The following is a 22,814-nucleotide window of genomic DNA, read 5'->3' as shown; positions in this document are numbered from 1 at the left end:
GCCCTCGACGCGATGCGGCGGCGCCGCTCGCTGTCGAAGGTGACCGACGACGCCCCCACGCACGAGCAGCTGCTCGAGCTGGTGGCGGCGGCGGGGCGGGTGGCCGACCATTCCGAGCTGAAGCCGTGGCGGCTCATCGAGCTGCGCGGCGACGATCGCCTCACCCTCGGCCGCGCCATCAACAAGGCCGAGGGCGAGAAGGGTGCGTCGTCGAAGCCGCTGCGTGCACCGCTGCTGATCGCGGTGGTCGCCAGCCCGCGCAAGAGCGAGAAGGTGCCGTACTGGGAGCAGGAGGCGGTGGCATCCGGTGTCGCCCATGCGCTGAGCCTGCTGCTGGACGAGGCCGGGTGGGGCGTCATCTGGCGCACCGGTCACTACACCCGCGCCAAGGCCGTGGCGAAGGCGCACGGGCTGAAGAAGCACGAGCGGCTTCTCGGCTGGCTCTACGTCGGTGGCAGGCCCGAACGCTCCCGCGACGCCCGCGAGAAGGTCATCGACGCCGAGCGGTTCGTGAGCAGGATGCCGGCTCCGAAGAAGCCGCTCTCGTAGCCTTCAGCGGGCGCGGCGTCGGCGCCACGGCACCGCCGCGACCACGACCGACGCGAGGGCGACGGTCGCCATGGTCAGTGCCGTGCCGACGCTCGGGCCCGCCGGAGCCGGCCACACGAGGTCGAGCGCGACGGATGCCGCCAGCTGCCCGGCCACCGAGGCGAGGCCCAGCAGCAGCACGCCGGTGTGGACCACCAGCGCGGCCGACAGGAAGATGTAGACGACTCCGAGCGCTCCGCCGACATAGAGCCAGAGCTCGGTCGGCAGCGCCGCGGGCGGACCGGTCACGGCGACGCCCACGCCGGCGGCGACGAGCAGGCACAGCGATCCGCCGATGAAGTTCACGAGCGTGGCGGTCAAGGGAGTCCCGACGCGCTGGCGCAGCCGCCCGTTGGTGGCCTGCTGCCACGCGATGCCGACGCCGGCGGCGAACGGCAGCAGCAGCATCCACATCGGGGCGTCGACCCGACCGCCCGTGAGCGCGATCGCGACCGCAGCCAGCGCGAGCACGCCGCCGAGCACCCGCCCGGTGGTGACGGCGACGACTCCGGAAGGCCCGTAGCCGAGGCGGTCGAGCACGAGACCGCAGACGGTCTGGCCCGCGACGATGCCGACGGTGAACAGGGCCACGCCGATCAGTCCGACGGCGAGGCCCTGTGTCGCGACCGTCAGGGCGCCGGCCGCACCGCCGCACAGCATCCAGAAGGGGATGCGCCGCTCGCGCACGCCGGATGCCAGTCGGCCGAATCCGCGGCGGCCGGCCGGAAGCGCCAGCGACGCGACGGTGAGGATCAGCAGGCCGGAGCCGAAGGAGATGAAGGCGGCGACGAGTCCGTCTTGCAGCCGCACGCCCAGCTGGCCGTTCACCCGCGCCTGCACCGCCGTCATCACACCGATGAGTGCGGCGCCGCCCAACGCCACCCAGACGGGCAGGCGACGGGACTCAGTGGGCACTCGCGGCAGTCTACTGGCGGGGGGATGCCGGCTCGTCACGCCGTCTCCCGCACGACGACCCGCGACGGGTTGTGGTGCCACTGCCCGGGATCCAGCCCCAGCGCGACGCGCGCCGCGCGCCTGCCGTAACTCTCCGCGTCGATGCGGAAGGTGGTCAGGGCGGGCCGCCACAGCCGCGCGAGCTTTCCCTCGTCGAATCCGATGACCGCGAGGTCTGTCGGCGCCTGCAGACCGGTCGCGGCCATCGCGGCGAGCACCGCGATCGCGACGTCGTCGTCGTAGGCGGCGACCGCCGTCACCGCCGTATGCCGGGCGAGCCGGTCGACCTCGCGACACCACGCGTCGTGGTCGTCGTCGACGTCGAGGCGCACGACCGACAGGTCGAGGCCCAGGGTGCGGGCCGCGCGCCTCGCCTGCGCCTCGCGCACGCGGGTGAGTTCGGTGGCCGGAGTGAGCGAGGCGAAGGCGATGCGGCGGTGCCCACGGTCGGCCAGATAGCGCAGCTGCTGGCTGGACTGGAAGGCGAACCCCACATGGGCGCCACCCCGCTCACCCGAGACGCGGTCGTCCTCGATGCTGTCCGACATGAGCGAGGCGAGATCGAGGACCGCCCGGGGAGCGACCGCGTCGAGCACCTCGCGCGGCACGGCACCCCCGGCCGACTCGGTCGGGGTGGTGACGATGAGCGCATGACCGAGCGAGCGGAGCTCATCGGCCATCCCCCGGATGAATCCGTTGAGGCTCTCCCCGATGACGACGGGGCCGGTGTTGAAGATGACGACCCGCGCCGTCCCCTCCCGCAGGGTGCGCGCCACGGCGTGCGGCAGGTATCCGAGCGTCGTCGCGGCCTCGCGCACCCGCTCGCGGGTGGTCTCGCGGATGGTCTGGCCCGGCGTCTCGTTGAGCACGTAGCTCACCGTCGCCGTGGAGACGCCCGCCTCGCGCGCGACGTCACGGATGGTCGGCCGGCGCTCATCCCGCATGCGCAGAAGTTATCACTTAACCGATTAAGTGCCTAGCCTGAAATCGGGTGCGCCTCCGGCGCGCCGCCAAGACAGAAGGAGCATCAGATGAAGGCATGGCAGTACGAGGGCGGCCGCAAGCCGATCGCGCTCAACGAGGTTCCCGAGGCGACGGCAGGACCCGGCGAAGTCGTCATCGACGTCAAGGCGGCGGGGCTGTGCCACAGCGACATCATGTACATGGAGATGGGCGAGGCCGTCATGCCGTTCCTGCCGATGACGCAGGGCCATGAGAACGCCGGCGTCATCAGCGCCATCGGCGAAGGCGTCACCGGCTGGAGCGTCGGCGACGTCGTCGGCGTGTGCTCGTCCGGTGTGCGTCCGCCGCTGGGCATGTTCGCCCACGGGGGCTTCGCCGACCAGCTCGTCGCGACCGCCGCCGACCTCGCTCGCGTGCCCGAAGGCCTCGACCTGTCGCTCGCCGCACTCGCCACCGACGCCGGCATGACCTCGTATCACGCGATGATGAAGACCGGCGGGGCGAAGGCCGGCATGAAGGTGGGCGTCATCGGCTACGGCGGACTCGGGCAGATCGGCACGCGCGCCGCGGTGCTCGCCGGCGCCGAAGTGCACGTCGCCGAGGTGAAGGAAGACGTGTGGCCGCTCGCGCTGGCCGCCGGTGTCACCGCCGTCGTGAAGGATGCCGACGAGTGGGCGCGACAGGGCTTCGACCTCGTCGTGGACTACGCCGGGTTCGACACCACCGCCAAGGCACTCGCAGCCGTGCGCCGTGGCGGCACGGCCGTGCAGGTGGGGCTGGGCAAGCCGACCTTCACCGTGCCCACCAACGCGATCCTCGGCAAGAACCTGCTCGGGTCGCTGGGCGGCAGCGTGACCGACATCGAGGAGGTCTTCGCGCTCCTGCTGTCGAAGGAGATCGAGCCGGTCTACAGCGAGATCGCGTTCGACGAGATCGGCGCGGGCCTCGAGCGGCTCAAGAACAACCAGGTCACCGGGCGCCTCGTCGCCCGCTTCGGGGACTGATAGCGGGTGCGGCGGGGGCGTGAGCCCTCGCCGCACTCCCCTCATCCGGCGCCCTTCCTTCACCCGGCGAGCACGCGGTGCACGGACGCGACGGCGCTGGAGCCCTCTCCCACGGCAGCGGCGACCCGCTTCATCGACCCGCGGCGCACGTCGCCGGCGGCGAAGACCCGTGGAATCGATGTCTCGAACGGCAGCGGCTCCCGCCCGAGCGGGCCCCAGATCCGGCGCGCCGGCGACGTGACGTCCGTCCCCGTGCGGATGAACCCCGCCTCGTCGCGGGCGATGCGCGGCAGCCACGCCGTGGCCGGGTCGGCTCCGATGAAGCAGAAGACCCCGCGCGCGACGACGTCGCCGACGGTGTCGATCTGCACGGCCTCCAGCGATTCCTCCCCCTCGAGCCCGACCAGGTGCGAGCGGGTGTGCACCTGGATGCGGGGGTCCTCGGCGATGCGCTCGACGAGGTACGACGACATCCGCGCGCCGAGGTCGTCGCCCCGCACCACGAGGTGCACCGGCGACCCGCTGGATGCCAGATACAGCGCCGCCTGTCCCGCCGAGTTCGCGCCACCCACCACGACCACCGGCGACCCGGCGACCTGTTTGAGCTCGAGCGGCGTGGCCGCGTAGTGGATGGCGCTGCGCTCGAAGTCCTCCCACCGGTCCAGGTGCAGCCGCCGGTACGCCGCGCCGGAGGTCACGATGGCCGCCCGCCCGTCGATCGCGCGGCCGTCGGCCAGCTCCACCCGCACACCGGTCGCGGTGGGGGTGAGCCCGACCGCCTCGCAGGGCGCGCACACGCGGACGCCGAACTTGATCGCCTGCAACGATGCCTGTCCGATGAGGTCGCCGCCGCTCACACAGAACGGGAACCCCAGGAAGTTCTCGATGCGGGCGGTGGACGCGGCCTGCCCGCCGGGGCGACGGATTCCAGCAGCACGGTGCTGAGCCCCTCGGAGGCGGCGTAGATCGCGGCGGCGAGGCCTGCCGGCCCTCCCCCGATCACCACCACGTCGGCGTCGCCCTCCTGCGTGGGCTCGTAGCTGAGGCCGAGCTGGTCGGCGACGAGGCCGGGCGTCGCCCGCACGAGCGGCTCGCCCTGGATGAACGCGATCGGCAGGTCGTCGGCGGAGTAGGTGTGCGCGGGATGGGTGACCGCCTCCCCCGGCGGCAGGGCGACGGCGGCGTGCACGAGATCCAGCCGTTCGGCGAACCGCCGCAGCGCCAGGAAGTCCGCCGAGCTCTCGGTGCCGACGAACTTCAGCGTCATGGCCGCGGGCCCCCGCCGCAGCGATTCCCGCCGCGCCCACAGGGCGTGCAGGATCACGTCGCCCAGGTCGTCGTCCTCGGTCAGCAGCCGGCGCAGATTGCCGCGCGACAGCCGGCGCATGCGGCCGGGCCGGTGGCGCGCGCCGAGAGGAACGCGCGCTGGCCGTTGAGCAGGCCCAGTTCACCCGCGAAGGAGCGCGGCCCGACGACGGTGATCACCGCCTCGTCGACCCACGCCAGCGCGTCGCGCACGATCTCGAGCTCCCCGGTCTCGACGCATGGCGCGCACCTTGTCTGCGATGGAGTCCGTGCGAGGGCGCGGGGAACGCGTGCGCCGCTCCTCAGAACTCACAGGGATGGTGGAATGTCCGCTCACCAGACCTCCGCTCGGGTCGTGCCAGCAGACAACCACCGTTGGGGTGCCGGATCAAGAACGTGCGCCGCGATCATGCGCCGGTGACCCGGCTACCCCTCGCGCGTGACTATCGTCGGGGCATGACTTCTCTGCGCGTCCTCTTTCTCGGCGGCACCGGCACCATCAGCACCGCGTGCGTGCGGGCGGCCGTCGCGGCCGGTCACCACGTCACCGTGTTCAACCGCGGCAACCGCGATCGCGACCTGCCCGAGCAGGTGCAGCACGTCACCGGCGATGTGCGCAACGCCGACGACATCCGCGCTGCGGTCGGCGACGGCGTCGACGTCGTCGCCGACTTCCTCTCCTTCGTCCCCGAGCACGTCGAAACGGTGCTCGCCGCCGCCGAGGGCCGCACCCGGCAGTACATCTACATCAGCTCGGCATCCGCTTACGAGAAGCCCCCGCGCTACCTGCCGGTGACGGAGTCGACGCCGCTGCGCAACCCGTTCTGGCAGTACTCCCGCGACAAGATCGCCTGCGAGGACCTGCTGGTCGCGGCCCATCGCGAGCGGGCGCTGCCGGTGACGATCGTGCGCCCGTCGCACACCTACGACGAGACCATGATCCCGACGACGGGCGGCTGGACCGACATCGCGCGCCTGCGCGCCGGCAAGCCGGTCGTCATCCACGGCGACGGCACGAGCCTGTGGACGATCACCCACTCCGACGACTTCGCCGTCGCCTTCACCGGGCTGCTCGGCAACCCGGCCGCCGTGGGCGACGCCTTCACCATCACCGGCACCCACGCCCCGACCTGGAACCAGATCTACGGCTGGCTGGCGGATGCCGCCGGCGTCACCGACCCGCGCTTCGTGCACGTCGCCAGCGACACGATCGCCGCCGCCCTCCCCGACGTCGGGCCGTCCCTCGTCGGAGACAAGGCGCACTCGATGGTCTTCGACAATGCCAAGGTCACCCGACTCGCCCCCGACTTCCGCACGACCGTGACGTTCGACGAGGGAGCACGCCGCATCCTCGCGTTCTACGACGCGCACCCCGACCGTCAGCGTGTCGACGAGAAGCTGGATGCCGCCTTCGACGCGCTCGTCGCCCACGCCGACGGCGTCGCCACGGCCGACTGAGGGCCGGGCGTGGCCCCGCGCCGGGCCGGCGCCGCGCCGGACCCGCCCCCGCGCCGGGGCCGCTCGCCGGCGCCGCTCGCCCGCGCCGCTCGAGTGTCACGAATGGTGGATGCCCGCCACTGCAACCCGCCGTTCGCGACACCGGAGATGCGCGCTGCCGCACCCGCGCCGCTCGAGTGTCACGAATCGTGGATGCGCGCGGCGGGAACACGCCTTTCGCGACACCGGAGCGGCGCGCCGCTCGCCCGCGCTGCCGCCGCCCGCGCCGCTCGAGTGTCACGAATGGTCGATGCCCGCCACTGCAACCCGCCTTTCGCGACACCGGAGCTGCGCGAACGGCGCAGCGTCAGCGTGCCGCGGCTTGCCGCACCTGGGCGACGATGTCGGCCGGCGAGCCACGCCACGGGGTGCCGTGGCCGGGCAGCACCCAGTCGGCATCCAGCGCGGCGAGCCGGTCGAGCGATGCCAGCGCGCGCTCGGGCTCGTCTGTGAAGGGCGCCGGCTGAGCGCCGGTCCGGCCGGTGAGCACGTGCCTCGTCGTCAGCGCGTCGCCGACGAACACCGCACCGACCTCGGGGACGTGCACGACGATGCTTCCCGGCGAGTGCCCTGGCATCCCGATGACGCGCGGTGAGCCCGGCAGGTCGAGGACAGCGCCGTCGGACACCGGGACGACCTCGGTGAGATAGCGGGTGCGCATGCCGTTCTTCCGCAGCGCGTAGGCGAAGAACCCGGCCAGCGCCCCGAGCCGCAGCGGCCCCATCGGCGTCTTCGGCTTGTCACCGCCGCGGGCGCGATCGGCGTCGTCGGCGTGCACGTAGACGGGGATGCCGAGCTCACGGCGCAAGCGCTCGGCGAAACCGATGTGGTCGCTGTCACCATGCGTGAGCACGATGCCCTTGATGTCCGACATCGGACGGCCGAGGGCGGCGAGCTCGGCGCGCAGGTCGTTCCAGTGCCCGGGCAGCCCCGCGTCGACGAGCGTGATCCCGTCCGGCGCGGTGATCAGGTAGGCGGCGACGATGTCGTTGCCGATGCGGTGGAGGTTGGGGGCGAGTCGCACGAGGACTCCTTCTTTGAGAGGTAGGCTATTCTTCGTAGCCATCATAACTTAGACCCGTAGCCATCGCCGGAGGACGCCGCATGCCCGCTCCTGAACGTACGACCCTCCCCGCCATCGTCGCGGCCGCGCGCGACCTGTTGGAAGAGGGCGGCACGGCCCGGGTCAGCATGCAGGCGGTCGCCGAGCGGGTGGGCGTGCGGGCGCCGTCGCTCTACAAGCGGGTGCGGGACCGCGACGCGCTGATGCGCCTCGTCGTCGAGGCGACCGTGGCGGACCTGGGCTCGCACCTCGCGGCATCCGATGGCACGCTCGCCGGCTTGGCGCGCGCGTATCGCGCCTTCGGGCACGCGCGCCCCGAGGCGTTCCGCCTCATGTACGCGTCGTCGCCGGATCAGCTCTCGCTCGAGCGGGCCAGCGAGCCTGTGCTGCGGGCGGCGCACGCGGCCGTCGGCGACGAGCGGGCGCTCGACGCCGCGCGGCTGCTGACGGCGTGGGCCACCGGCTTCGTCAGCATGGAGCTCGCCGGAGCCTTCCGGCTCGGCGGCGACATCGACGCCGCCTTCGACTATGGGCTGGACCGGCTGGACGCCGCGCTGCGCGCGTGACCTGCACCGTCCCACCGCACTGCCGGTAGGATGGATGCGGGGAGTCGGGAAGCCTGGTCGACACACACCATCGTCGACCCTTCCGGAGGACTCCCCCGTGGCCGCACCCGCCAAGACCCCCTCGACGCTGCGTGCACCCCGCTGGCCCGGCTACGCGGAAGCACAGCGCGTCTCCGCCATCCTGCGGAAAGAAGCCGTCGGCGGCGCGCTCCTCGTGGTGGCGGCCGTCGTCGCGATCGTCTGGGCCAACTCGCCCGCTGCCGACGTGTACTTCGCACTGCGTGACTTCCGCATCGGATACGAGCCGTGGCACCTCGAGCTGAGCCTGGGCGCGTGGGCCGCCGACGGACTGCTCGCCATCTTCTTCTTCCTCGTCGGCCTGGAGCTGAAGCGGGAGATCGTCAGCGGAGACCTGCGCCGGTTCCGCACGGCGATCGTCCCGGTCACGGCGGCGCTGGGCGGAGTGGCCGTCCCCGCGCTGATCTACGTGCTGATCACGCGGGGGCAGGAGGGCCTGGCGCAAGGCTGGGCCATTCCCACGGCGACCGATATCGCTTTCGCCGTCGCCGTGCTGGCGCTGGTCGGCTCGCACCTGCCGAGCCCGCTGCGCATCTTCCTCCTCACCCTCGCCGTCGTCGACGACCTGATCGCCATCGGCATCATCGCCGTCTTCTACACCGAGCAGATCCAGGTCGTTCCGCTGCTCATCGCGGTCGCCATCATCGCCGTCTACGGCGTGATCGCGCAGCGCTACCGCACCCTGTTCCTCGGTCGCCCCTTCGCGGCCTGGGCGGTGCTCCTCCCGATCGGCTTCGCCGCCTGGGCGTTCCTCCACGCATCCGGCGTGCACGCCACCATCGCCGGCGTCGCGCTCGCCTTCACCGTCCCGGTCAAGGCGGCGCGCACCCTGCCTATCCAGGGTCAGCCCCAGGATCTCGCGGGCGAGTTCGAGCATCGCTTCCGGCCGCTGTCCGCGGGCTTCGCGGTCCCCGTGTTCGCGTTCTTCGCCGCCGGTGTCGCCGTCGGCGGCACCGAGGGGATCGTCCGCGCCGCCACGGACCCCGTCGCGATCGGCATCGTGGCGGGCCTGGTGCTCGGCAAGCCCATCGGCATCCTGCTCTCCGTGCGGCTGCTCACCCTCGTGACGCGGGTGCGACTCGACCCGGCCCTGCGCTGGGTGGACATGCTCGGCGTCGCCCTCCTCGCCGGCATCGGGTTCACGGTCTCCCTCCTGATCGCAGAGCTCAGCTTTCCCGTCGGCTCCACGGCGGGCGACGACGCGAAGATCGCCATCATGATCGCGTCGGTCCTGGCATCGCTGATCGCCGCCGCCATCCTGCTGGTCCGTAACCGCCGCTATCGTCAGATCGCGGCCGCAGAGCAAGTCGACGCCGACGGCGACGGCATCCCCGACGTGTACCAGGACGCGCCTCCGACCCCGGACGCCGAAAGGGAGTAAGGTCTCCGAGCAACGCAGGGTGAGCCGGGAAGTCTGGTCGGCAACGGTCCTCGACCGTTTCTTTGATAGAAGGCGCACCCATGAGCCACCACACCCTGCTCCTCGGAGACACCGAGACGCCGCTCGCCCGCGGCATGACAGCGCTCGACACCGCCCGGCGCTCGTCCGGCGCCGCCGCCCTCTCAGCGCCCCGTGCCGTGCTCGCGTTCGCGGATCTACGCGACGATACGCGACGGTCCGGACCCGAGCGTCTCCGCACATTGGCGGCGCTCTCCCTCACGGCAGCGGCCCGACAGCCCTCGGTGCGGCATCTCATCTTCGCCGTGATGCTCGCGCCGCGCCATGCGGGTCGATTCGACCGCATCGCATCCGCGCTCGGGGCACGCCTGCACTCCGACCTCGAACGGGACAGAGGGCGGGACGTCGAAGTCACGTTCCTCGACGTGAGCGACTGCACCGACGTGCCGGGCCTGACCGAGCGCCTCCTCGACCGCTGCGATGACCCCGCCGGACTGCACGGGGTCGTCGTGCTCGACTGGGCCGACATCCGGGAACGCTCGATCGCCTACGCGGCGCGCACCGAGTACCTGTAGTCGTCGGAGAGGATGCCGAGCGTGGCGCCGCCACGACGCCCGCAGCCAGGGCGTGCCATGACCACCTCGACGCAGGCCCGGATGCCCGCACCGGCCACCTTCCATCGCCCCCGCTTCCCCGGCATGGCGCCGCACCGGGAGTCATCGGCGGGTCACACGGGACCCGCGTCCGGCTCCGCACCCGGCGCCGCGCCCCGCCTGCGCGCAAGCGCCTGGGCCGACGGGTCGGGAATGTAGGCGAGCTCCTGGATGGCGCGGGTCACCGCCTCCCACACCGCGAAGCTCACGCGCGGATCGTGATTGATCACACGCGAAACGGTCGATCGCGACACGTGGGCTGCCGTCGCGACATCCTCGATCGTGGGTGCTCTTTCGCCGCTCATCGATTGACCTCCAAGACGTGGCGTACCCCTTGTACGTCGAATCATGAGCAGGGGCATCGACATTCCGCACGCGAAGAATCCCCGCAGGCTGTGATCGGCGTCATCACGGCTGCGGTTCGGCCGGGCGACGCCGCACTACGCTCCCGAGACTTTGTCGCGCTGGGCGATGGCCAGGGCGTCGCGCAGCTGAGCCCGGCTGGTGACCCCGAGTTTCGGGAAGACCCTGTAGAGGTGGCCGCCGATCGTGCGCGGGGAAAGATGCAGTCGGAGACCGATCTCCTTGTTGGACAGCCCGCCTGCGGCGAGCTCCGCGATTCGCCATTCCTGCTCGGTGAGGTCGGCGATGCCCATCGCCGCTCCGCGCCGACATGCGCGGAGTTCACTCTGCACCCGGCCCATCCAGGCGCCGGACTGCACCGCCTTGAATTCCACCTCGACACGAAGCAGCTGGCGGCGAGCGTCGGCGATTCGGTTCCGCTTCCTCAGCCTTTCGGCGTAGACGAGGCGCAGCCGAGCAGATTCGTACACATACGGAAGCGTCTGGGCGCGGGCGAGGAGGTCTTCCGCGGGTGTCAACGTGGTGCGCGCAGCGATCGCGGCGTCGCAGGCCGCCAGCACGAAGGCCGCCCGCTCCGATTGATGTGGGCGCAAGCTCCCCCGGGCCCACTCGACACGGGCGACCGCCTCCTCGTATTGGTGGAGCAAGAGCGCGTAGTCGACGAAGTCGAAAAGCTCCACAGGGCCGCACGGGCCGACGATGAGATCGAGGATGTCTGGTTCCCGGGTGGACAGCAAAGCCAGGGCGTGCTCATAGTTCCCCTGCGGCCCCTCGATCATGACGTTGACCGAGTCCAGCACCAGCCGAAGCCGATATGCGCGACGCAGCACCGGCTCGGAGCGGATACGATCCAGGCGCTCGCGCGCCGCAGCGCGTTCTCCGCGGAAGGCCTCGAACAATGCCGCTAGCGTCTCGGCGTTGAGCCGCATCAGCGGTGCGGGCACGATTCGCGTCGTGTCCAAAGCGATCTCCACTTCCGACTCGAGCACGGCCCAGTGGTGGTCGTGTGCGAGCATCACCGAACCCCACGTCGCAGCGACTGCCCGGACGAGCCGGTTCGCCGCACGCGTCCCCAGGGCGGGAAGGGAAGAGAATCCCAGGCGCATATCGCGGAATGCGTCAAGGAGCGAGGAGATGCACCCGACCAGCTGCGACCATCCCCGCCCGTCGGCCACAGGCGGATCCAGGTGCGGCTCGAATGCCGTGTCCGGTGCGCCGATCGTGTGCACGATGGCCGCGATCGCCGGGTGCGCGGGGCCAGGCGCCTCGGAGAACGCGCGGACGAACCCTTCCCAGGCGGTCGGCTCGCCGTCGATGATGCTGGCCAGCGCGTAGACGGCGAGGGCTTGTCCGGCTGCGTCCGCTGTGAGCCCGGGCTCTTGCAGGCGGGCCAGCACCGTGGCCCGCGCGGCGACGGTGTTGCTGTCGCAGACCGCTTGTCTCAGCGCTCTGGCCGGCGCGCTTTCGCGGAGGAGCACCCCGCTGTCGCTGGGGGTGAAGTGCTTCACCACGCGCTCCGCCTCGGAGAAGTCGCCCTCGAACGCGGCGAGGTTCGCTGCAGCCGCCGCGCAGGATGCAGCGGCCGCGGGGGTGGCCGCTGCGAAGGCAGCGCTGACCAGGCAGAACATCGCCCATGACGGTCGATCCGCTCGCTCGAAGAACCCGGCGGCAACGACGAGGTCGGCGCTCTCGACCGGCTCTCCGGCGAGCAGCAGGTGGAGCGCGCCGCCATGCAGGGCGGAGGGCCCGGAGAAGCAGAGGTGACCGGAAAGTCGATGATCGTCCTGGTCACCGCCGGCGAGGACGGCTACGCGGTGCACGTCGGATTTCCAGGTTATGAGCCCTCCGCGCTCCACGTCGACGAACCCGGTGGCCGAGGCTGCGGCGAGGTCCAGCGGCACGACGCCCGCCTCCCCGTGGAGAGCCAGCGCAAGAAGATGACCGCGAAGCTCGGAGGAAAGCGCTCGGAAGTCGGCGACGGCATCCATTCCGTCTGCTGCCAGATCGCTGAGTCGGGGAAGCGCTTCCGGCCAACGATCTTGGCGCGATAGTCGCGCAACCACCGCTTGAGGCGCCCCCCTCGGACCGAAAACCTCCTCGATGTGGCGAAGGACGAGCGCGGAGGGACCAGGTGCATCCGTTGCAGGCGGTGGTCGGGTCACCATGGTTCATTGTATGGAAACAGACTCTGACCTGCACCCTTTATGGCGCTATCAACGCCGCCAGCTCCGTGTCCGCTCGCGACTCGCGTGACCTGCCACGACCCGCCGACGACCTGAGCCAGTCGGTCGACGCTTACCCGCGCGCCGTCGGCGGCGGAACATCGACGTACGGGCGCAACCGTGCCCGTACGCGGATCATCGACAGGAGATGCCATGAGCGAGCACACGCTCGAGAACGTCGGACGGGCCACCCCACATGCGACGCCCCCGGCTTCGGAGAAGTCCATCAAGAACGTGGTGCTGGTGCACGGCGCATTCGCGGACGGTTCCGGCTGGCGGAAGGTCTACGAGAAGCTCACAGCGGAGGGGCACCGCGTCACGATCGTGCAGAACCCGCTCACCTCGTTGCAGGACGATATCGCTGCCACCCTGAGGGTGCTCGATATGCAGGATGGTCCGACCATTCTCGTCGGCCACTCCTGGGGTGGCACCGTGATCACCGAGGCTGGCAACCACCCCGCGGTCGCGGGCTTGGTGTATGTTTCGGCGCTGGCCCCGGACAGCGGCGAGAACACTGCGGGACAGTACGAGGGCTTCGCGCCCACCCCGAACTTCACCATCGACGTGGGGGACGACGGGTTCGGTTTCCTCAACCACGACACCTTCAAGATCGGGTTCGCGGCGGACGCCAGCGATGAGGATGCCGCGTTCCTGCGTGACTCACAGGTGCCGATCAACATGTCGGCCTTCGCGACACCCGTGGCGCACGCTGCGTGGCACGACAAGCCGGCGTGGGCGGTCATCGCCACCGAAGACCAGTCGTTCGACCAGGCGATGCTGAGGCACATGGCGGAGCGGGCGGGCGCAGAGATCACCTACGTCTCCGCCAGCCACGCCGTCTTCATGACCCAGGCCGACGTCGTCTCGCGGGTCGTCCACGTCGCAGCCGAACATGCGCTGGCAACCGCGAGTTGACGCGGGCTGACTGTCGGACCCGGCGTCGAGTGCGAACGGCGACGAGTGCGCAGGCGATGACGACAGCTCCGCCGATCAGCGTCGGCGCGGTGAGGTGTTCGTGGAGGAGGAGCGCCGCCCACCCGATGCTCATCACAGGCTGGGCCAGCTGAACCTGGCTGACCTGGGCGAGCGGGCCGATCGCGAGTCCGCGGTACCAGGCGACGAATCCGAGGAACATGCTGACGACGCAGAGGTACACGAACCCGAGCCACTCGACCGGGGTTCCCGTCGGTGCATGAGAGACCACCGCCACCACCGTCAAGACCGCCATCACAGGTGCAGCGACGACGAGTGCCCAAGAGATCGTCTGCCACGCGCCGAGTTCGCGCGAGAGCACACCCCCCTCGGCGTACGCGATGGCACAGACGATGACGGCCGCGAAGAGCAGGCCGTCAGCGGGACCCATCTGACCGAGGCCGCCGGCATGAACGGCCGCGAAGGTCACAGCCGCGACGGCACCGGCGCCTGCAGCCACCCAGAACATCGCGGTTGGGCGCTCTCCGGTGCGGAGCACCGAGACCACCGCGGTCGTCGCGGGCAGCAATGCGATGACGACGGCTCCGTGGCTCGCTTGCGTCTGCGTCAGGGCCAGCGAGGTCAACAACGGGAAGCCGAGCACAGCTCCCATCGCCACGATGCCGACGCTGACCCACTGACGTCCGCGTGGGCGGAGCGACCGAGTGATCATCAGGGCGATGGCCGCGATGGATGCCGCGACGACACCGCGCGCGCTGCCGACGAAAAGGGCGGACATGTGGCCCGACTCGACAGCGAGACGAGTCATCGGGACGGTGAGGGAGAAAGCCACGACGCCGGCGAAGCCCCAGGCGATTCCGTTTCGGGGAACCGGTAGCGGGCGAGCCATCAATTCAGTAGCGCTACTATGTGCGTTCATGAATGACAGTAGCAGTGCGCGCATCGCGGCTGACCTCGCAGCGTGGTTGGCTTCCGCGCCACCCGGTGCTCGGTTGCCGTCGACGCGGGAACTCGCTGCGCGACACGCAGCGAGTCCTGTCACGGTGCAGTCGGCCTTGAGATCGCTGACCGCTCGCGGCCTCATCGAGACACGACCCGGGGTCGGCACCTTCGTCGCTGCGGCACGCAGAGCGCGACCGCAGGACTACTCCTGGCAGACCGGCTCGCTGGGGGCTGCCGGGCAGGCGCTGCCGACAACGTCTGCGGCGCTGCGCGCAACACGTCCTGACGCGATTGCCCTGCACTCGGGGTATCCCGATCGAGAACTCCTCCCCGAGCGTCTGGTGCGCGCCGCGGTGACCCGCGCCACCAGAAGCGATGCAGCGTTGCAACGGAGTGACTCAGCCGGATCGACAGGATTGCGCGTGTGGTTCGCGTCGGAGTTGGCCGCGCAGACGCCGGCGCAGATCACGCCGCCGAGTGCGCAGGACGTGATCGTGCTTCCCGGCAGCCAGCTCGGCCTCGGGGCGCTTTTCCGCAGCATCGCGGGTTCCCGCAACACAATGCTCATCGAGTCCCCCACGTATTGGGGCGCGATCCTCGCCGCTCGGCAGGTCGGCGTCACACTCATTCCCATCCCGACGGGCACAGACGGGCCCGACCTGGATGCGCTGGACAGGGCGTTCAGCGAGACCGGGGCGCGGGGTTTCTACGCGCAGCCGAACTACGCGAATCCGACTGGCGCACAGTGGAGCCGATTGACGGGCGACACGGTCCTGAAGATCGTGCGGTCTCATCGTGCGTTCCTCATCGAGGACGACTGGGCGCACGATTTCGGGATCACCACGGACGCGGTCCCGTTGGCCGCTCGAGATGACAGCGGGCACGTCGTCTACCTGCGTTCCCTGACCAAGAGCATCTCGCCGGCGATCCGCGTCGCTGCGGTGATCGCCCGCGGCCCGATCCGCACGCGGCTCCTCTCCGAGTTGCAGGCGCAGTCGATGTACGTCAGCGGCCTCCTTCAGGCCGCCGCATTGGATGTCGTCTCCCAGCCAGGCTGGCAGACGCACCGACGCGCCCTGCGAAAGCAGCTGCGCCATCGTCGAGACCTCCTCGTCGACGCGCTCACCTCACGAGTCTCCGACGCGACCATCGCATCCGTGCCGCCAGGAGGACTCAACCTCTGGGTTCGCTTGCCCGACACCGTCGACCTCGATCGACTCGTGCAAGACGCCGAAGCGAGAGGGCTCGCGATCGCGGGCGGTGATGAGTGGTTCCCCGCCGAACCCGCCGGACGGTACCTGCGACTCAACTTCGCGGGACCCGATCCGGCCGGGTTCGAGCAGGCGGCGATCCTGCTCGACGATTCCCTCGCTGCACAACGATAGCCAGGCGCGTAGGTGCGCGGCGACAGAGTCTGGTGCCGGCTACAGGACTTGAACCTGCAACCCCCGTATTACAAGTACGGTGCGCTACCAATTGCGCCAAGCCGGCAGATCGCCCAGTCTATCGGGGCGATCGCGCGTCACGACGCGGGCGTCGGCGTGGGACTCGGGGTGGACGATTCCCTGAAGTACGCGTCGCTGGCGAGCGTCATCACGAACTGCGCGAACTCGGCCGGGTCGTCCAGGGCTCCCACGTAGGGCTCACCGTTCACGAGCACGGTCGGCGTGCCCGTCAATGCGAGGTCATCGGTGCCCGGAATGCCCTCGAGCGCGTTGTCGGTCGCGGTGCGCGCCCAGGCGGCGAAGCGCCCCTCTTCGATGCACGCGCGCACCTCCTTCGGCGCTTCCACACCGGATGCCTGCGCCAGGTCGGCGAGCTCCTTGTCGGACATGCCGTCGGCGTCGACCGCGGGCTGGCGGGTGAGCAGCTCGTTCGTGTACGCGAAGAACGCGTCGCTCGAGTGGGTCGCCACGCACGCTGCGGCACTGGCCGCGCGCAGCGAGTACTTGGTCCCGTTGGACTTCGCGCTGAGCATCGCGACCGGGTGGTAGGTCAGCGTCGCCGAGCCATCCTCGACCCAGCTGGCCAGCTGCGACATGTTCGCCATCTGGAACGTGCGGGAGCCCTCGGAAAGGTAGTCCACGTACACCCGGATGTCGACGGCCGCGGACTCGCCCGCGGCAGCGGTTGCATCAGCCTCGGCATCCGGCTCCGTCGCCGCGACCTCCGGCGTCGCCGTGGCATCCAAGGTGGCTGCGGCGCCCGCGCCGGCCACACCAGAAACCGACGAGATCGCGAAGCCGTTGTCGGTCACGTTGGTGGGCGCGAGCTGCGGCTGGGAGGCGTTGTTCGAGAACACCCACACCAGCGACCCCGCGATCACGGCGATGACCGCAAGGCCCGCGACCGCCATCAGGGATCGCTGAACCAGACGCCGGCGCGACTGCTGGGCCTGCACCTGCTGGGCCTTCGCACGCAGCGCCTCGCGGGCGTCGCGCTTGACCGGTGCGTTCGAGGGGTCGTGGCTGGACATTGAACCTTCTGGAAGTCGTGCGGCCGGTTTCCCGACTGTTGCCGCTCGGGTGTGGCGGCCTTCTCGATGCTAGTCAGGGTCGCTGGGAAATGCCCAGACACGGTGTCCGGGCATGGCATACTGAACGCACGCCCGATGACGGGCGCGCGGGCAACCCCCCGCTCATTCACTACGGATCGTCCGGCACGTACCTGCCGGTGAAGGAGAAGAGACCATGGCGTCCGTCACATTCGACAACGCAACGCGTCTGTACCCCGGGGGCACGCGCCCTGCGGTCGACAAGCTCAACCTCGAGGTCGCCGACGGCGAGTTCCTGGTGCTGGTCGGCCCCTCCGGCTGTGGCAAGTCCACGTCGCTGCGCATGCTGGCCGGCCTCGAAGAGGTCAACTCCGGCCGCATCCTCATCGGCGACCGCGACGTCACCGACGTCCCGCCGAAGGACCGCGACATCGCGATGGTGTTCCAGAACTACGCGCTGTACCCGCACATGACCGTCGCCGAGAACATGGGCTTCGCACTGAAGATCGCCGGCGTCGGCAAGGAAGAGCGCGCCGCCCGCGTGCTCGAGGCCGCCAAGCTGCTCGACCTCGAGGAGTACCTGACCCGCAAGCCGAAGGCCCTCTCGGGTGGTCAGCGTCAGCGTGTCGCCATGGGCCGCGCCATCGTGCGTCAGCCCCAGGTGTTCCTCATGGACGAGCCGCTGTCGAACCTCGACGCCAAGCTGCGCGTGCAGACCCGCACCCAGATCGCCTCGCTCCAGCGCCGCCTGGGCGTCACCACGGTCTACGTCACGCACGACCAGACCGAGGCCCTCACCATGGGTGACCGCATCGCGGTGCTCAAGGACGGTCTGCTGCAGCAGGTCGGCACCCCGCGCGACCTCTACGAGAAGCCGAACAACGTGTTCGTCGCCGGCTTCATCGGCTCGCCCGCGATGAACCTCTTCGCCGCGGACCTCGCCGAGGGCGGCGTGCGCTTCGGCGACGAGGTCGTTCCGCTGGACCGCGACACCGTCGGCCGTGCCAACGGCAGCCAGGTCACGGTGGGCGTCCGCCCCGAGGACATCGTCGTCGGCCCCGCCGACGGTCGCGGCCTCTCGGTCATGGTGGACCTCGTCGAGGAGCTCGGCGCCGACGGCTACCTCTACGGCCACACCGAGATCAACGGCAAGCGCGCCGACCTCGTCGCTCGCGTCGACGGCCGCAACCACCCGAACGCGGGCGAGACGGTCACCCTGGCGGCATCCGCCGGTCACGTGCACGCCTTCGACATCGAGTCGGGCGAGCGTCTGAACGACAAGCCCGTCGTCTCGGCCTGATCGAACGAAGTCACCGCGCGGCGCGGGTAGCCTTGAGGCTGCCCGCGCCGTGTCGTTTTGCGAGGAGTACCCGTGTCTTCAGCCCTCCGCATCACCGCCAGCACGATCGACCCCGCACTGCTGTCGCTGCCGTGGTCCACGTCGCTGGCCGAGTGGCCGTCGCAGCACATCGTCTTCCTGCCCAAGGGCCTGTCCCGCCACCTGGTGCGCTTCGCCAACCTGTCCGACAAGGTCGTCGCCATCAAGGAGACGACCGAGCAGATGGCCCGGCGCGAGTACGACATGCTCGGCAATCTGTCGCGCCTGGACATCCCCTGCGTCAGCAGGGTGGCGGTCATCGCCGGCCGCACCGATGACGACGGAGAGCCGCTGCCGGCTGCTCTGGTCACCGCGCACCTGAAGTTCTCCCTCCCCTACCGGGCGCTGTTCACCCAGGTGCTGCGGCCCGACACGGCAGCCCGGCTCGTCGATGCACTCGCGGTGCTGCTCGTGCGGCTGCACAACGTGGGATTCTTCTGGGGCGACGTGTCGCTGTCGAACACCCTCTTCCGACGGGATGCCGGCGCGTACGCCGCGTACCTCGTCGACGCAGAGACCGGCGAGCTGCACGAATCCGGCCTCACCCGCGGCCAGCGCCTGCACGACCTCGACGTGGCCCGCACCAACATCGCGGGCGAGATCATGGACCTCGAGGCGGGCGGCCGGCTCGAGGGCGGGGTGGATGCCGTGGCGATCGCCGACGGCATCGTGTCGTCGTACCACTCACTGTGGGGCGCGCTGACCGACCAGGAGACGTTCGCTGCCAACGAGTCGTGGCGCATCACCGAGCGGGTCAAGCGCCTCAACGACCTGGGCTTCGACATCGACGAGATGTCGATCGACTCCACGGCGGACGGCACCCGGGTGTCCATCCAGCCGAAGGTGGTGGATGCCGGGCACCACCAGCGACGGCTGCTGCGCCTGACGGGCCTCGATGTCGAGGAGAACCAGGCGCGCCGGCTGCTCAACGACCTCGACGAATTCGCCGCCCGCGTCTCGCGCCTGGGGACCGACGAGGAGATGGTCGCCCACGAGTGGCTGACGCGCGTGTTCGAGCCGGTGGTGAAGGCCATTCCCTGGGACCTGCGGGCCAAGCTCGAACCCGCCGAGGTGTTCCACCAGGTGCTGGAGCACCGCTGGTACATGTCTCAGGCCCGCGGCCGTTCCGTGCCGCTCGCGGAGACCCTGACCTCGTACATCGAGAACGTGCTGCGCCACCGCCGGGATGAGGCGACGGTCGTCGGCCCGCAGACCGAGACGCTGTCGCTGGCGATGTCGCTGCCCACCGGAGCGGTCCCCGTGTCAGAGGACGAGGACGACGACGTCGACTGGCGCGACCTGGTCTGACCGGCCGGCGCGTTGCGTCGGCGTCAGTAGCCGACGGTGAAGCGCTCCCGGTGGTGCCGCGGCGACTCGATCTCGTCGAGCACCGCGACGGCGAGGTCCGCCCCCGAAAGGTGCGACTCCCCCGCCTCGTCGGTGACCATCACGTCGCCGCCGTCGCGGTAGCGCCCGGTGCGCTCCCCCGGGTTGAACGCGCCGAAGGCGGCGGCCGGGTGCACGAAGAACCAGTCGCGCGCGGCATCCGTCGCCTGAAGATCCTCGAGCACGCCGATCGCCTCGAACGCCTCGGGCTTGAACTCCTCGGGGAAGTCGGTGTCGATCAGCCGCGGACCGCCCGGGGCCACGAGGCTGCCGCCCGCGCCGCCGATGACGCCGACGCGCACCTCTTCGGGGAGCGCCGCGACCAGTTCGGCGATGGCGCCGCGCATCTTGCCCTCCATGTCGCCGCGCGGCGACGTGGCGACGACGACGGCTTCGACACCGTCGAGCTGGGCGATGAGGGTGGGCACGTCCAGAATCGTGCCGACGAGGTAGGTCGCGCCCTCGATGCGGTCGCCGGGGAGGGTGCGTGCGACCGAGATCACGGTGTGGCCGCGGTCCAGAGCCTCGGTGACGATGTGGCGGCCGGCGTATCCGGTCCCCCCGATGACGGCGATGCGGGTCATGGGTCTCAGACCTCCGTGGAGCGCATCGTCGACACCTGGTACAGCGCGACGGATGCCGCGATGCCGGCGTTCAGCGACTCCGTCGCCGCCGAGATCGGGATGGACACGATCTGGTCGCACGTCTCGGTGACCAGACGCGACAGGCCCTTGCCCTCCGAGCCGACGACGATCACCACGGGCCGATCGGCGAGCTGGAGCTCGGGCAGCGACACGTCGCCCCCGCCATCCAGACCCAGCACGAACACGCCCTGCTTCTTGAACTCCTTGAGCGTCGTGGTGAGGTTCGGCGCAATGGCCACGGGGATGCGGGCGGCCGCTCCGGCGCTGGTCTTCCAGGCGGCGGCGTTGACGCTCGCGCTGCGACGCTGCGGGAGGATCACGCCGTGCCCGCCGAACGCTGCCGTGGAGCGGATGATGGCACCCAGGTTGCGGGGGTCGGTCACGCCGTCGAGGGCGACCAGCAGCGGCACCTGGTCGCGGTCGATGATCTGCTCCAGCAGATCCTGCGGGTGGGCGTACTCGTACGGCGGCACCTTGATCGCGACGCCCTGGTGCACACCGTCGAAGCCGGCCATGCGGTCGAGCTCCGGGCGGGTCACCTCGAGCACCGGGATGCCGCGGTGGGTCGCGATCGACAGCATCTCCTTGACACGGTCGTCCATCTCCACGCGCTGCGCGATGTAGAACGCGGTGGCGGGGATCTTCGCCCGCAGCGCCTCGAGCACGGAGTTGCGGCCGGTGACGATCTCGGTGTCGTCGTCCTTCTTCGCGCGGCGCTGCGGCGCGGGCTTCTGCCCGGGCGCGCCCTTGCCGCCGGCGGCGGCGTAGCGCTCGGCCGCAGCCTTGCGCTTGCCGGCCGGGTGCCAGGCGCGCTCCTCCGCCTTCGGTGTCGGACCGCGCCCCTCGAGGGACCGCTTGTTCTTGCCGCCGGTGCCCTTGGTCGGGCCCTTCTTGCTGCTCTTGCTTGCGCCGGGGCGCCCTGGCTTAGCCATTGTTCAGACTCCAATGTGTTCCGTCCGGAGTGTCCTCCAGAGTGATGCCGGCGGCCGCGATCGCATCTCTGATGCGGTCGGCCGCCGGCCAGTCCTTGTCGATGCGCGCCTGCGCGCGCTGGGTGATCATCGTCTGCACGAGCGCGTCGAGCGCGGATGCCGCAGCTCCCCCATCGCTGGTGCGCCACTGCGGGTCCTCGGGGTTCAGGCCCAGCAGGCCGGTCATCCGGCCCACCTGCACGGCCGCGCGCGCCGCGGCATCCCGGTCGTCGCCGTCCAGAGCGGCGTTACCCGCCCGGACGGTCTCGTGCACGACGGCGAGGGCCTGCGGCACGCCGAGGTCGTCGTCCATCGCGGCAGCGAAGGCGGCGGGCAGGTCGGCGACGGTGAGCCAGCTGCCCGCGCCCAGCACCCGCGCCGCACGCACCTGGAAGGTGCGGATGCGATCGAGCGCCGCCGCAGCCTCGTCGAACGACGCCGCCGTGATGTCGAGGTTCGAGCGGTAGTGCGCCGCCGCGAGCGCGTACCGCACGACCAGCGGGTCGTACTGCGCGAGCACCTCGTCGGCGAGCAGGAAGTTGCCGAGCGACTTCGACATCTTCTGGTCGCCGACGGTGACCAGTCCGTTGTGCACCCAGTACGCCGCGAACGCGTCGCCGGCGGCGGTGGACTGGGCGAGCTCGTTCTCGTGGTGCGGGAAGCGCAGGTCGAGCCCGCCGCCGTGGATGTCGAACGACGGCCCGAGGTAGCGCCGCGACATGGCGGAGCACTCGATGTGCCAGCCGGGGCGGCCACGGCCCCACGGCGACTCCCACACGGCATCCGCCGGTTCGTCGGCCTTCGCGCCCTTCCACAGCGCGAAGTCGCGGGGGTCGCGCTTGCCGCGCGGGTCGGCGTCGGCGGCCGGCTCCATGGCGTCGAGCGACTGGCGCGTCAGCTCGCCGTACGACGGCCAGGAGCGCACATCGAAGTACACGTCGCCCTCGCCCGCGGGGTAGGCGTGACCGGCGTCGATGAGCCGGTCGATGAGCTCGAGCATCTGCGGGATCGACGCGGTGGCCCGGGGCTCGTAGGTCGGCGGCAGGATGCCGATGGTCGCGTAGGCGCGCGAGAACGCCTGCTCCATGCGGTAGGCCAGCGCCCACCAGGGCTCGTCGGCGGTCGCGTTGGCGAGCACCTTGTCGTCGATGTCGGTGACGTTGCGCACGAAGGTGACGCGTCCGAACCGGTGGGCGAGCCAGCGGCGCAGGATGTCGAAGCTCAGCGCGCCGCGCAGGTGGCCGATGTGCGGCCCCGACTGCACGGTCGGACCGCAGACGTAGACGGTGACGTTGCGGGGGTCGGCGGGGACGAAGTCGCGCAGCTGCTGCGCCTTCGTGTCATAGAGCTTCACGCCCGTACCGCCGGTGTTCACTGCACCAGCCTACCGGCGGCGGCGCCCGGTTCCTGG

23 protein-coding genes and 1 tRNA gene are annotated in these 22,814 nt (G+C 70.6%); 10 read left to right on the top strand and 14 right to left on the bottom strand.

The annotated features are described in order from the left end of the window. Positions 1–12: 12 nt before the first annotated feature. Entirely contained in the window at positions 13–549 is a 537-nt protein-coding gene (locus QNO26_RS04515; RefSeq protein ID WP_257525840.1) for a nitroreductase family protein, read from the top strand. Between the two features lie 3 nt (positions 550–552). Here the strand turns inward: QNO26_RS04515 and QNO26_RS04510 are convergent, their stop codons facing one another. Both QNO26_RS04510 and QNO26_RS04505 read right to left on the bottom strand, forming a co-directional pair. Next, complete coding sequence (locus tag QNO26_RS04510; RefSeq protein WP_257525775.1) at positions 553–1,503, bottom strand: DMT family transporter; 951 nt, start codon at positions 1,501–1,503, stop codon at positions 553–555. A gap of 35 nt (positions 1,504–1,538) precedes the next feature. Then, on the bottom strand, positions 1,539–2,486 hold the full coding sequence (locus tag QNO26_RS04505) for a LacI family DNA-binding transcriptional regulator (protein WP_257525777.1): 948 nt from the start codon (positions 2,484–2,486) through the stop codon (positions 1,539–1,541). 87 nt (positions 2,487–2,573) lie between these two features. Between QNO26_RS04505 and QNO26_RS04500 the strand changes: the two genes are divergently transcribed. Further along, positions 2,574–3,509, top strand: coding sequence for a zinc-binding dehydrogenase (locus QNO26_RS04500; RefSeq protein ID WP_257525778.1), 936 nt, complete (start codon positions 2,574–2,576; stop codon positions 3,507–3,509). 59 nt (positions 3,510–3,568) lie between these two features. On the opposite strand, the gene QNO26_RS04495 is transcribed toward QNO26_RS04500, so the two are convergent. Genes QNO26_RS04495 through QNO26_RS04485 form a run of 3 tightly spaced genes read right to left on the bottom strand, consistent with a single transcriptional unit; the run spans position 3,569 to position 5,027 of the window. Beyond that, the gene (locus tag QNO26_RS04495) at positions 3,569–4,366 is read right to left on the bottom strand and encodes an NAD(P)/FAD-dependent oxidoreductase (RefSeq protein ID WP_257525779.1); all 798 of its coding nucleotides are present in this window, start codon (positions 4,364–4,366) and stop codon (positions 3,569–3,571) included. Then, the gene (locus tag QNO26_RS04490) at positions 4,363–4,896 is read right to left on the bottom strand and encodes an FAD-binding protein (RefSeq protein WP_257525780.1); all 534 of its coding nucleotides are present in this window, start codon (positions 4,894–4,896) and stop codon (positions 4,363–4,365) included. Before QNO26_RS04490 ends, QNO26_RS04495 begins: the two co-directional genes overlap by 4 nt. Further along, complete coding sequence (locus tag QNO26_RS04485; protein WP_257525781.1) at positions 4,857–5,027, bottom strand: hypothetical protein; 171 nt, start codon at positions 5,025–5,027, stop codon at positions 4,857–4,859. Before QNO26_RS04485 ends, QNO26_RS04490 begins: the two co-directional genes overlap by 40 nt. 243 nt (positions 5,028–5,270) lie before the next feature. Here QNO26_RS04485 and QNO26_RS04480 point away from each other — a divergent pair, with 243 nt between their 5' ends. Further along, complete coding sequence (locus QNO26_RS04480) at positions 5,271–6,272, top strand: SDR family oxidoreductase (protein ID WP_257525782.1); 1,002 nt, start codon at positions 5,271–5,273, stop codon at positions 6,270–6,272. 346 nt (positions 6,273–6,618) lie between these two features. Here QNO26_RS04480 and QNO26_RS04475 read toward each other — a convergent pair whose 3' ends face one another. Next, entirely contained in the window at positions 6,619–7,335 is a 717-nt protein-coding gene (locus QNO26_RS04475) for an MBL fold metallo-hydrolase (RefSeq protein ID WP_257525783.1), read from the bottom strand. An 80-nt stretch (positions 7,336–7,415) separates the two neighbouring features. On the opposite strand from QNO26_RS04475, the gene QNO26_RS04470 reads away from it, so the two are divergent. From QNO26_RS04470 to QNO26_RS04460, 3 genes are all read left to right on the top strand, one after another. Continuing rightward, positions 7,416–7,940, top strand: a complete 525-nt coding sequence (locus QNO26_RS04470; protein ID WP_257525784.1) for a TetR/AcrR family transcriptional regulator — start codon at positions 7,416–7,418, stop codon at positions 7,938–7,940. A gap of 97 nt (positions 7,941–8,037) precedes the next feature. Further along, positions 8,038–9,399: a Na+/H+ antiporter NhaA gene (gene nhaA, locus QNO26_RS04465; RefSeq protein WP_257525785.1), complete on the top strand. Its 1,362-nt coding sequence runs from the start codon at positions 8,038–8,040 to the stop codon at positions 9,397–9,399. A gap of 80 nt (positions 9,400–9,479) precedes the next feature. Beyond that, a complete protein-coding gene (locus tag QNO26_RS04460) occupies positions 9,480–9,992 on the top strand; it encodes a hypothetical protein (RefSeq protein WP_257525786.1) in 513 nt (170 codons plus the stop codon). Positions 9,993–10,144: 152 nt separating this feature from the next. Here the strand turns inward: QNO26_RS04460 and QNO26_RS04455 are convergent, their stop codons facing one another. Next, the gene (locus tag QNO26_RS04455; RefSeq protein WP_257525789.1) at positions 10,145–10,375 is read right to left on the bottom strand and encodes a LacI family DNA-binding transcriptional regulator; all 231 of its coding nucleotides are present in this window, start codon (positions 10,373–10,375) and stop codon (positions 10,145–10,147) included. 135 nt (positions 10,376–10,510) lie between these two features. Next, positions 10,511–12,421, bottom strand: a complete 1,911-nt coding sequence (locus QNO26_RS04450) for a helix-turn-helix transcriptional regulator (RefSeq protein WP_257525790.1) — start codon at positions 12,419–12,421, stop codon at positions 10,511–10,513. Between the two features lie 387 nt (positions 12,422–12,808). Here QNO26_RS04450 and QNO26_RS04445 point away from each other — a divergent pair, with 387 nt between their 5' ends. Continuing rightward, the gene (locus tag QNO26_RS04445) at positions 12,809–13,570 is read left to right on the top strand and encodes an alpha/beta fold hydrolase (RefSeq protein WP_257525791.1); all 762 of its coding nucleotides are present in this window, start codon (positions 12,809–12,811) and stop codon (positions 13,568–13,570) included. On the opposite strand, the gene QNO26_RS04440 is transcribed toward QNO26_RS04445, so the two are convergent. After that, complete coding sequence (locus tag QNO26_RS04440) at positions 13,497–14,507, bottom strand: DMT family transporter (RefSeq protein WP_257525792.1); 1,011 nt, start codon at positions 14,505–14,507, stop codon at positions 13,497–13,499. The genes QNO26_RS04445 and QNO26_RS04440 overlap by 74 nt on opposite strands. On the opposite strand from QNO26_RS04440, the gene QNO26_RS04435 reads away from it, so the two are divergent. Then, positions 14,506–15,915 (top strand): aminotransferase-like domain-containing protein, encoded by a 1,410-nt coding sequence (locus QNO26_RS04435; RefSeq protein ID WP_257525793.1) that lies wholly within the window; start codon positions 14,506–14,508, stop codon positions 15,913–15,915. The two genes, QNO26_RS04440 and QNO26_RS04435, sit on opposite strands and share 2 nt — an antisense overlap. Before the next feature lie 30 nt (positions 15,916–15,945). Here the strand turns inward: QNO26_RS04435 and QNO26_RS04430 are convergent. Beyond that, positions 15,946–16,021: transfer RNA gene (locus tag QNO26_RS04430), tRNA-Thr, on the bottom strand. A 31-nt stretch (positions 16,022–16,052) separates the two neighbouring features. Continuing rightward, entirely contained in the window at positions 16,053–17,006 is a 954-nt protein-coding gene (locus QNO26_RS04425) for a DsbA family protein (protein WP_257525794.1), read from the bottom strand. Between the two features lie 214 nt (positions 17,007–17,220). Between QNO26_RS04425 and QNO26_RS04420 the strand changes: the two genes are divergently transcribed. Both QNO26_RS04420 and QNO26_RS04415 read left to right on the top strand, forming a co-directional pair. After that, positions 17,221–18,324, top strand: coding sequence for an ABC transporter ATP-binding protein (locus QNO26_RS04420; RefSeq protein WP_257517879.1), 1,104 nt, complete (start codon positions 17,221–17,223; stop codon positions 18,322–18,324). A 72-nt stretch (positions 18,325–18,396) separates the two neighbouring features. Further along, on the top strand, positions 18,397–19,710 hold the full coding sequence (locus tag QNO26_RS04415) for a DUF4032 domain-containing protein (RefSeq protein WP_257525795.1): 1,314 nt from the start codon (positions 18,397–18,399) through the stop codon (positions 19,708–19,710). A gap of 23 nt (positions 19,711–19,733) precedes the next feature. On the opposite strand, the gene QNO26_RS04410 is transcribed toward QNO26_RS04415, so the two are convergent. Genes QNO26_RS04410 through cysS form a run of 3 tightly spaced genes read right to left on the bottom strand, consistent with a single transcriptional unit; the run spans position 19,734 to position 22,778 of the window. Further along, positions 19,734–20,372, bottom strand: coding sequence for an NAD(P)-dependent oxidoreductase (locus QNO26_RS04410; protein ID WP_257525796.1), 639 nt, complete (start codon positions 20,370–20,372; stop codon positions 19,734–19,736). 5 nt (positions 20,373–20,377) lie between these two features. Then, on the bottom strand, positions 20,378–21,364 hold the full coding sequence (rlmB, locus tag QNO26_RS04405; protein ID WP_257525797.1) for a 23S rRNA (guanosine(2251)-2'-O)-methyltransferase RlmB: 987 nt from the start codon (positions 21,362–21,364) through the stop codon (positions 20,378–20,380). Next, a complete protein-coding gene (cysS, locus tag QNO26_RS04400; protein WP_257525798.1) occupies positions 21,357–22,778 on the bottom strand; it encodes a cysteine--tRNA ligase in 1,422 nt (473 codons plus the stop codon). The genes rlmB and cysS overlap by 8 nt, the downstream gene beginning before the upstream one ends. Between the last annotated feature and the right edge of the window lie 36 nt (positions 22,779–22,814).

The sequence above is a fragment of the Microbacterium sp. zg-Y1090 genome, assembly GCF_030246945.1.
GTDB classification, from domain to species: domain Bacteria; phylum Actinomycetota; class Actinomycetes; order Actinomycetales; family Microbacteriaceae; genus Microbacterium; species Microbacterium wangruii.
The sequence above is the reverse complement of the archived record's forward strand: the minus strand, read 5'-3'. Positions and strand labels throughout refer to the sequence as shown.

What these genes read in the sequence shown, in the direction of transcription:
- QNO26_RS04515 (WP_257525840.1), top strand. Translation starts at nt 13, where the DNA reads ATGCGGCGGCGCCGCTCGCTGTCGAAGGTGACCGACGACGCCCCCACG.
- QNO26_RS04505 (WP_257525777.1), bottom strand. Translation starts at nt 2,486, where the DNA reads ATGCGGGATGAGCGCCGGCCGACCATCCGTGACGTCGCGCGCGAGGCG.
- QNO26_RS04500 (WP_257525778.1), top strand. Translation starts at nt 2,574, where the DNA reads ATGAAGGCATGGCAGTACGAGGGCGGCCGCAAGCCGATCGCGCTCAAC.
- QNO26_RS04490 (WP_257525780.1), bottom strand. Translation starts at nt 4,896, where the DNA reads ATGCGCCGGCTGTCGCGCGGCAATCTGCGCCGGCTGCTGACCGAGGAC.
- QNO26_RS04480 (WP_257525782.1), top strand. Translation starts at nt 5,271, where the DNA reads ATGACTTCTCTGCGCGTCCTCTTTCTCGGCGGCACCGGCACCATCAGC.
- QNO26_RS04470 (WP_257525784.1), top strand. Translation starts at nt 7,416, where the DNA reads ATGCCCGCTCCTGAACGTACGACCCTCCCCGCCATCGTCGCGGCCGCG.
- QNO26_RS04460 (WP_257525786.1), top strand. Translation starts at nt 9,480, where the DNA reads ATGAGCCACCACACCCTGCTCCTCGGAGACACCGAGACGCCGCTCGCC.
- QNO26_RS04455 (WP_257525789.1), bottom strand. Translation starts at nt 10,375, where the DNA reads ATGAGCGGCGAAAGAGCACCCACGATCGAGGATGTCGCGACGGCAGCC.
- QNO26_RS04450 (WP_257525790.1), bottom strand. Translation starts at nt 12,421, where the DNA reads ATGGATGCCGTCGCCGACTTCCGAGCGCTTTCCTCCGAGCTTCGCGGT.
- QNO26_RS04445 (WP_257525791.1), top strand. Translation starts at nt 12,809, where the DNA reads ATGAGCGAGCACACGCTCGAGAACGTCGGACGGGCCACCCCACATGCG.
- QNO26_RS04435 (WP_257525793.1), top strand. Translation starts at nt 14,506, where the DNA reads ATGAATGACAGTAGCAGTGCGCGCATCGCGGCTGACCTCGCAGCGTGG.
- QNO26_RS04440 (WP_257525792.1), bottom strand. Translation starts at nt 14,507, where the DNA reads ATGAACGCACATAGTAGCGCTACTGAATTGATGGCTCGCCCGCTACCG.
- QNO26_RS04425 (WP_257525794.1), bottom strand. Translation starts at nt 17,006, where the DNA reads ATGTCCAGCCACGACCCCTCGAACGCACCGGTCAAGCGCGACGCCCGC.
- QNO26_RS04420 (WP_257517879.1), top strand. Translation starts at nt 17,221, where the DNA reads ATGGCGTCCGTCACATTCGACAACGCAACGCGTCTGTACCCCGGGGGC.
- QNO26_RS04410 (WP_257525796.1), bottom strand. Translation starts at nt 20,372, where the DNA reads ATGACCCGCATCGCCGTCATCGGGGGGACCGGATACGCCGGCCGCCAC.
- rlmB (WP_257525797.1), bottom strand. Translation starts at nt 21,364, where the DNA reads ATGGCTAAGCCAGGGCGCCCCGGCGCAAGCAAGAGCAGCAAGAAGGGC.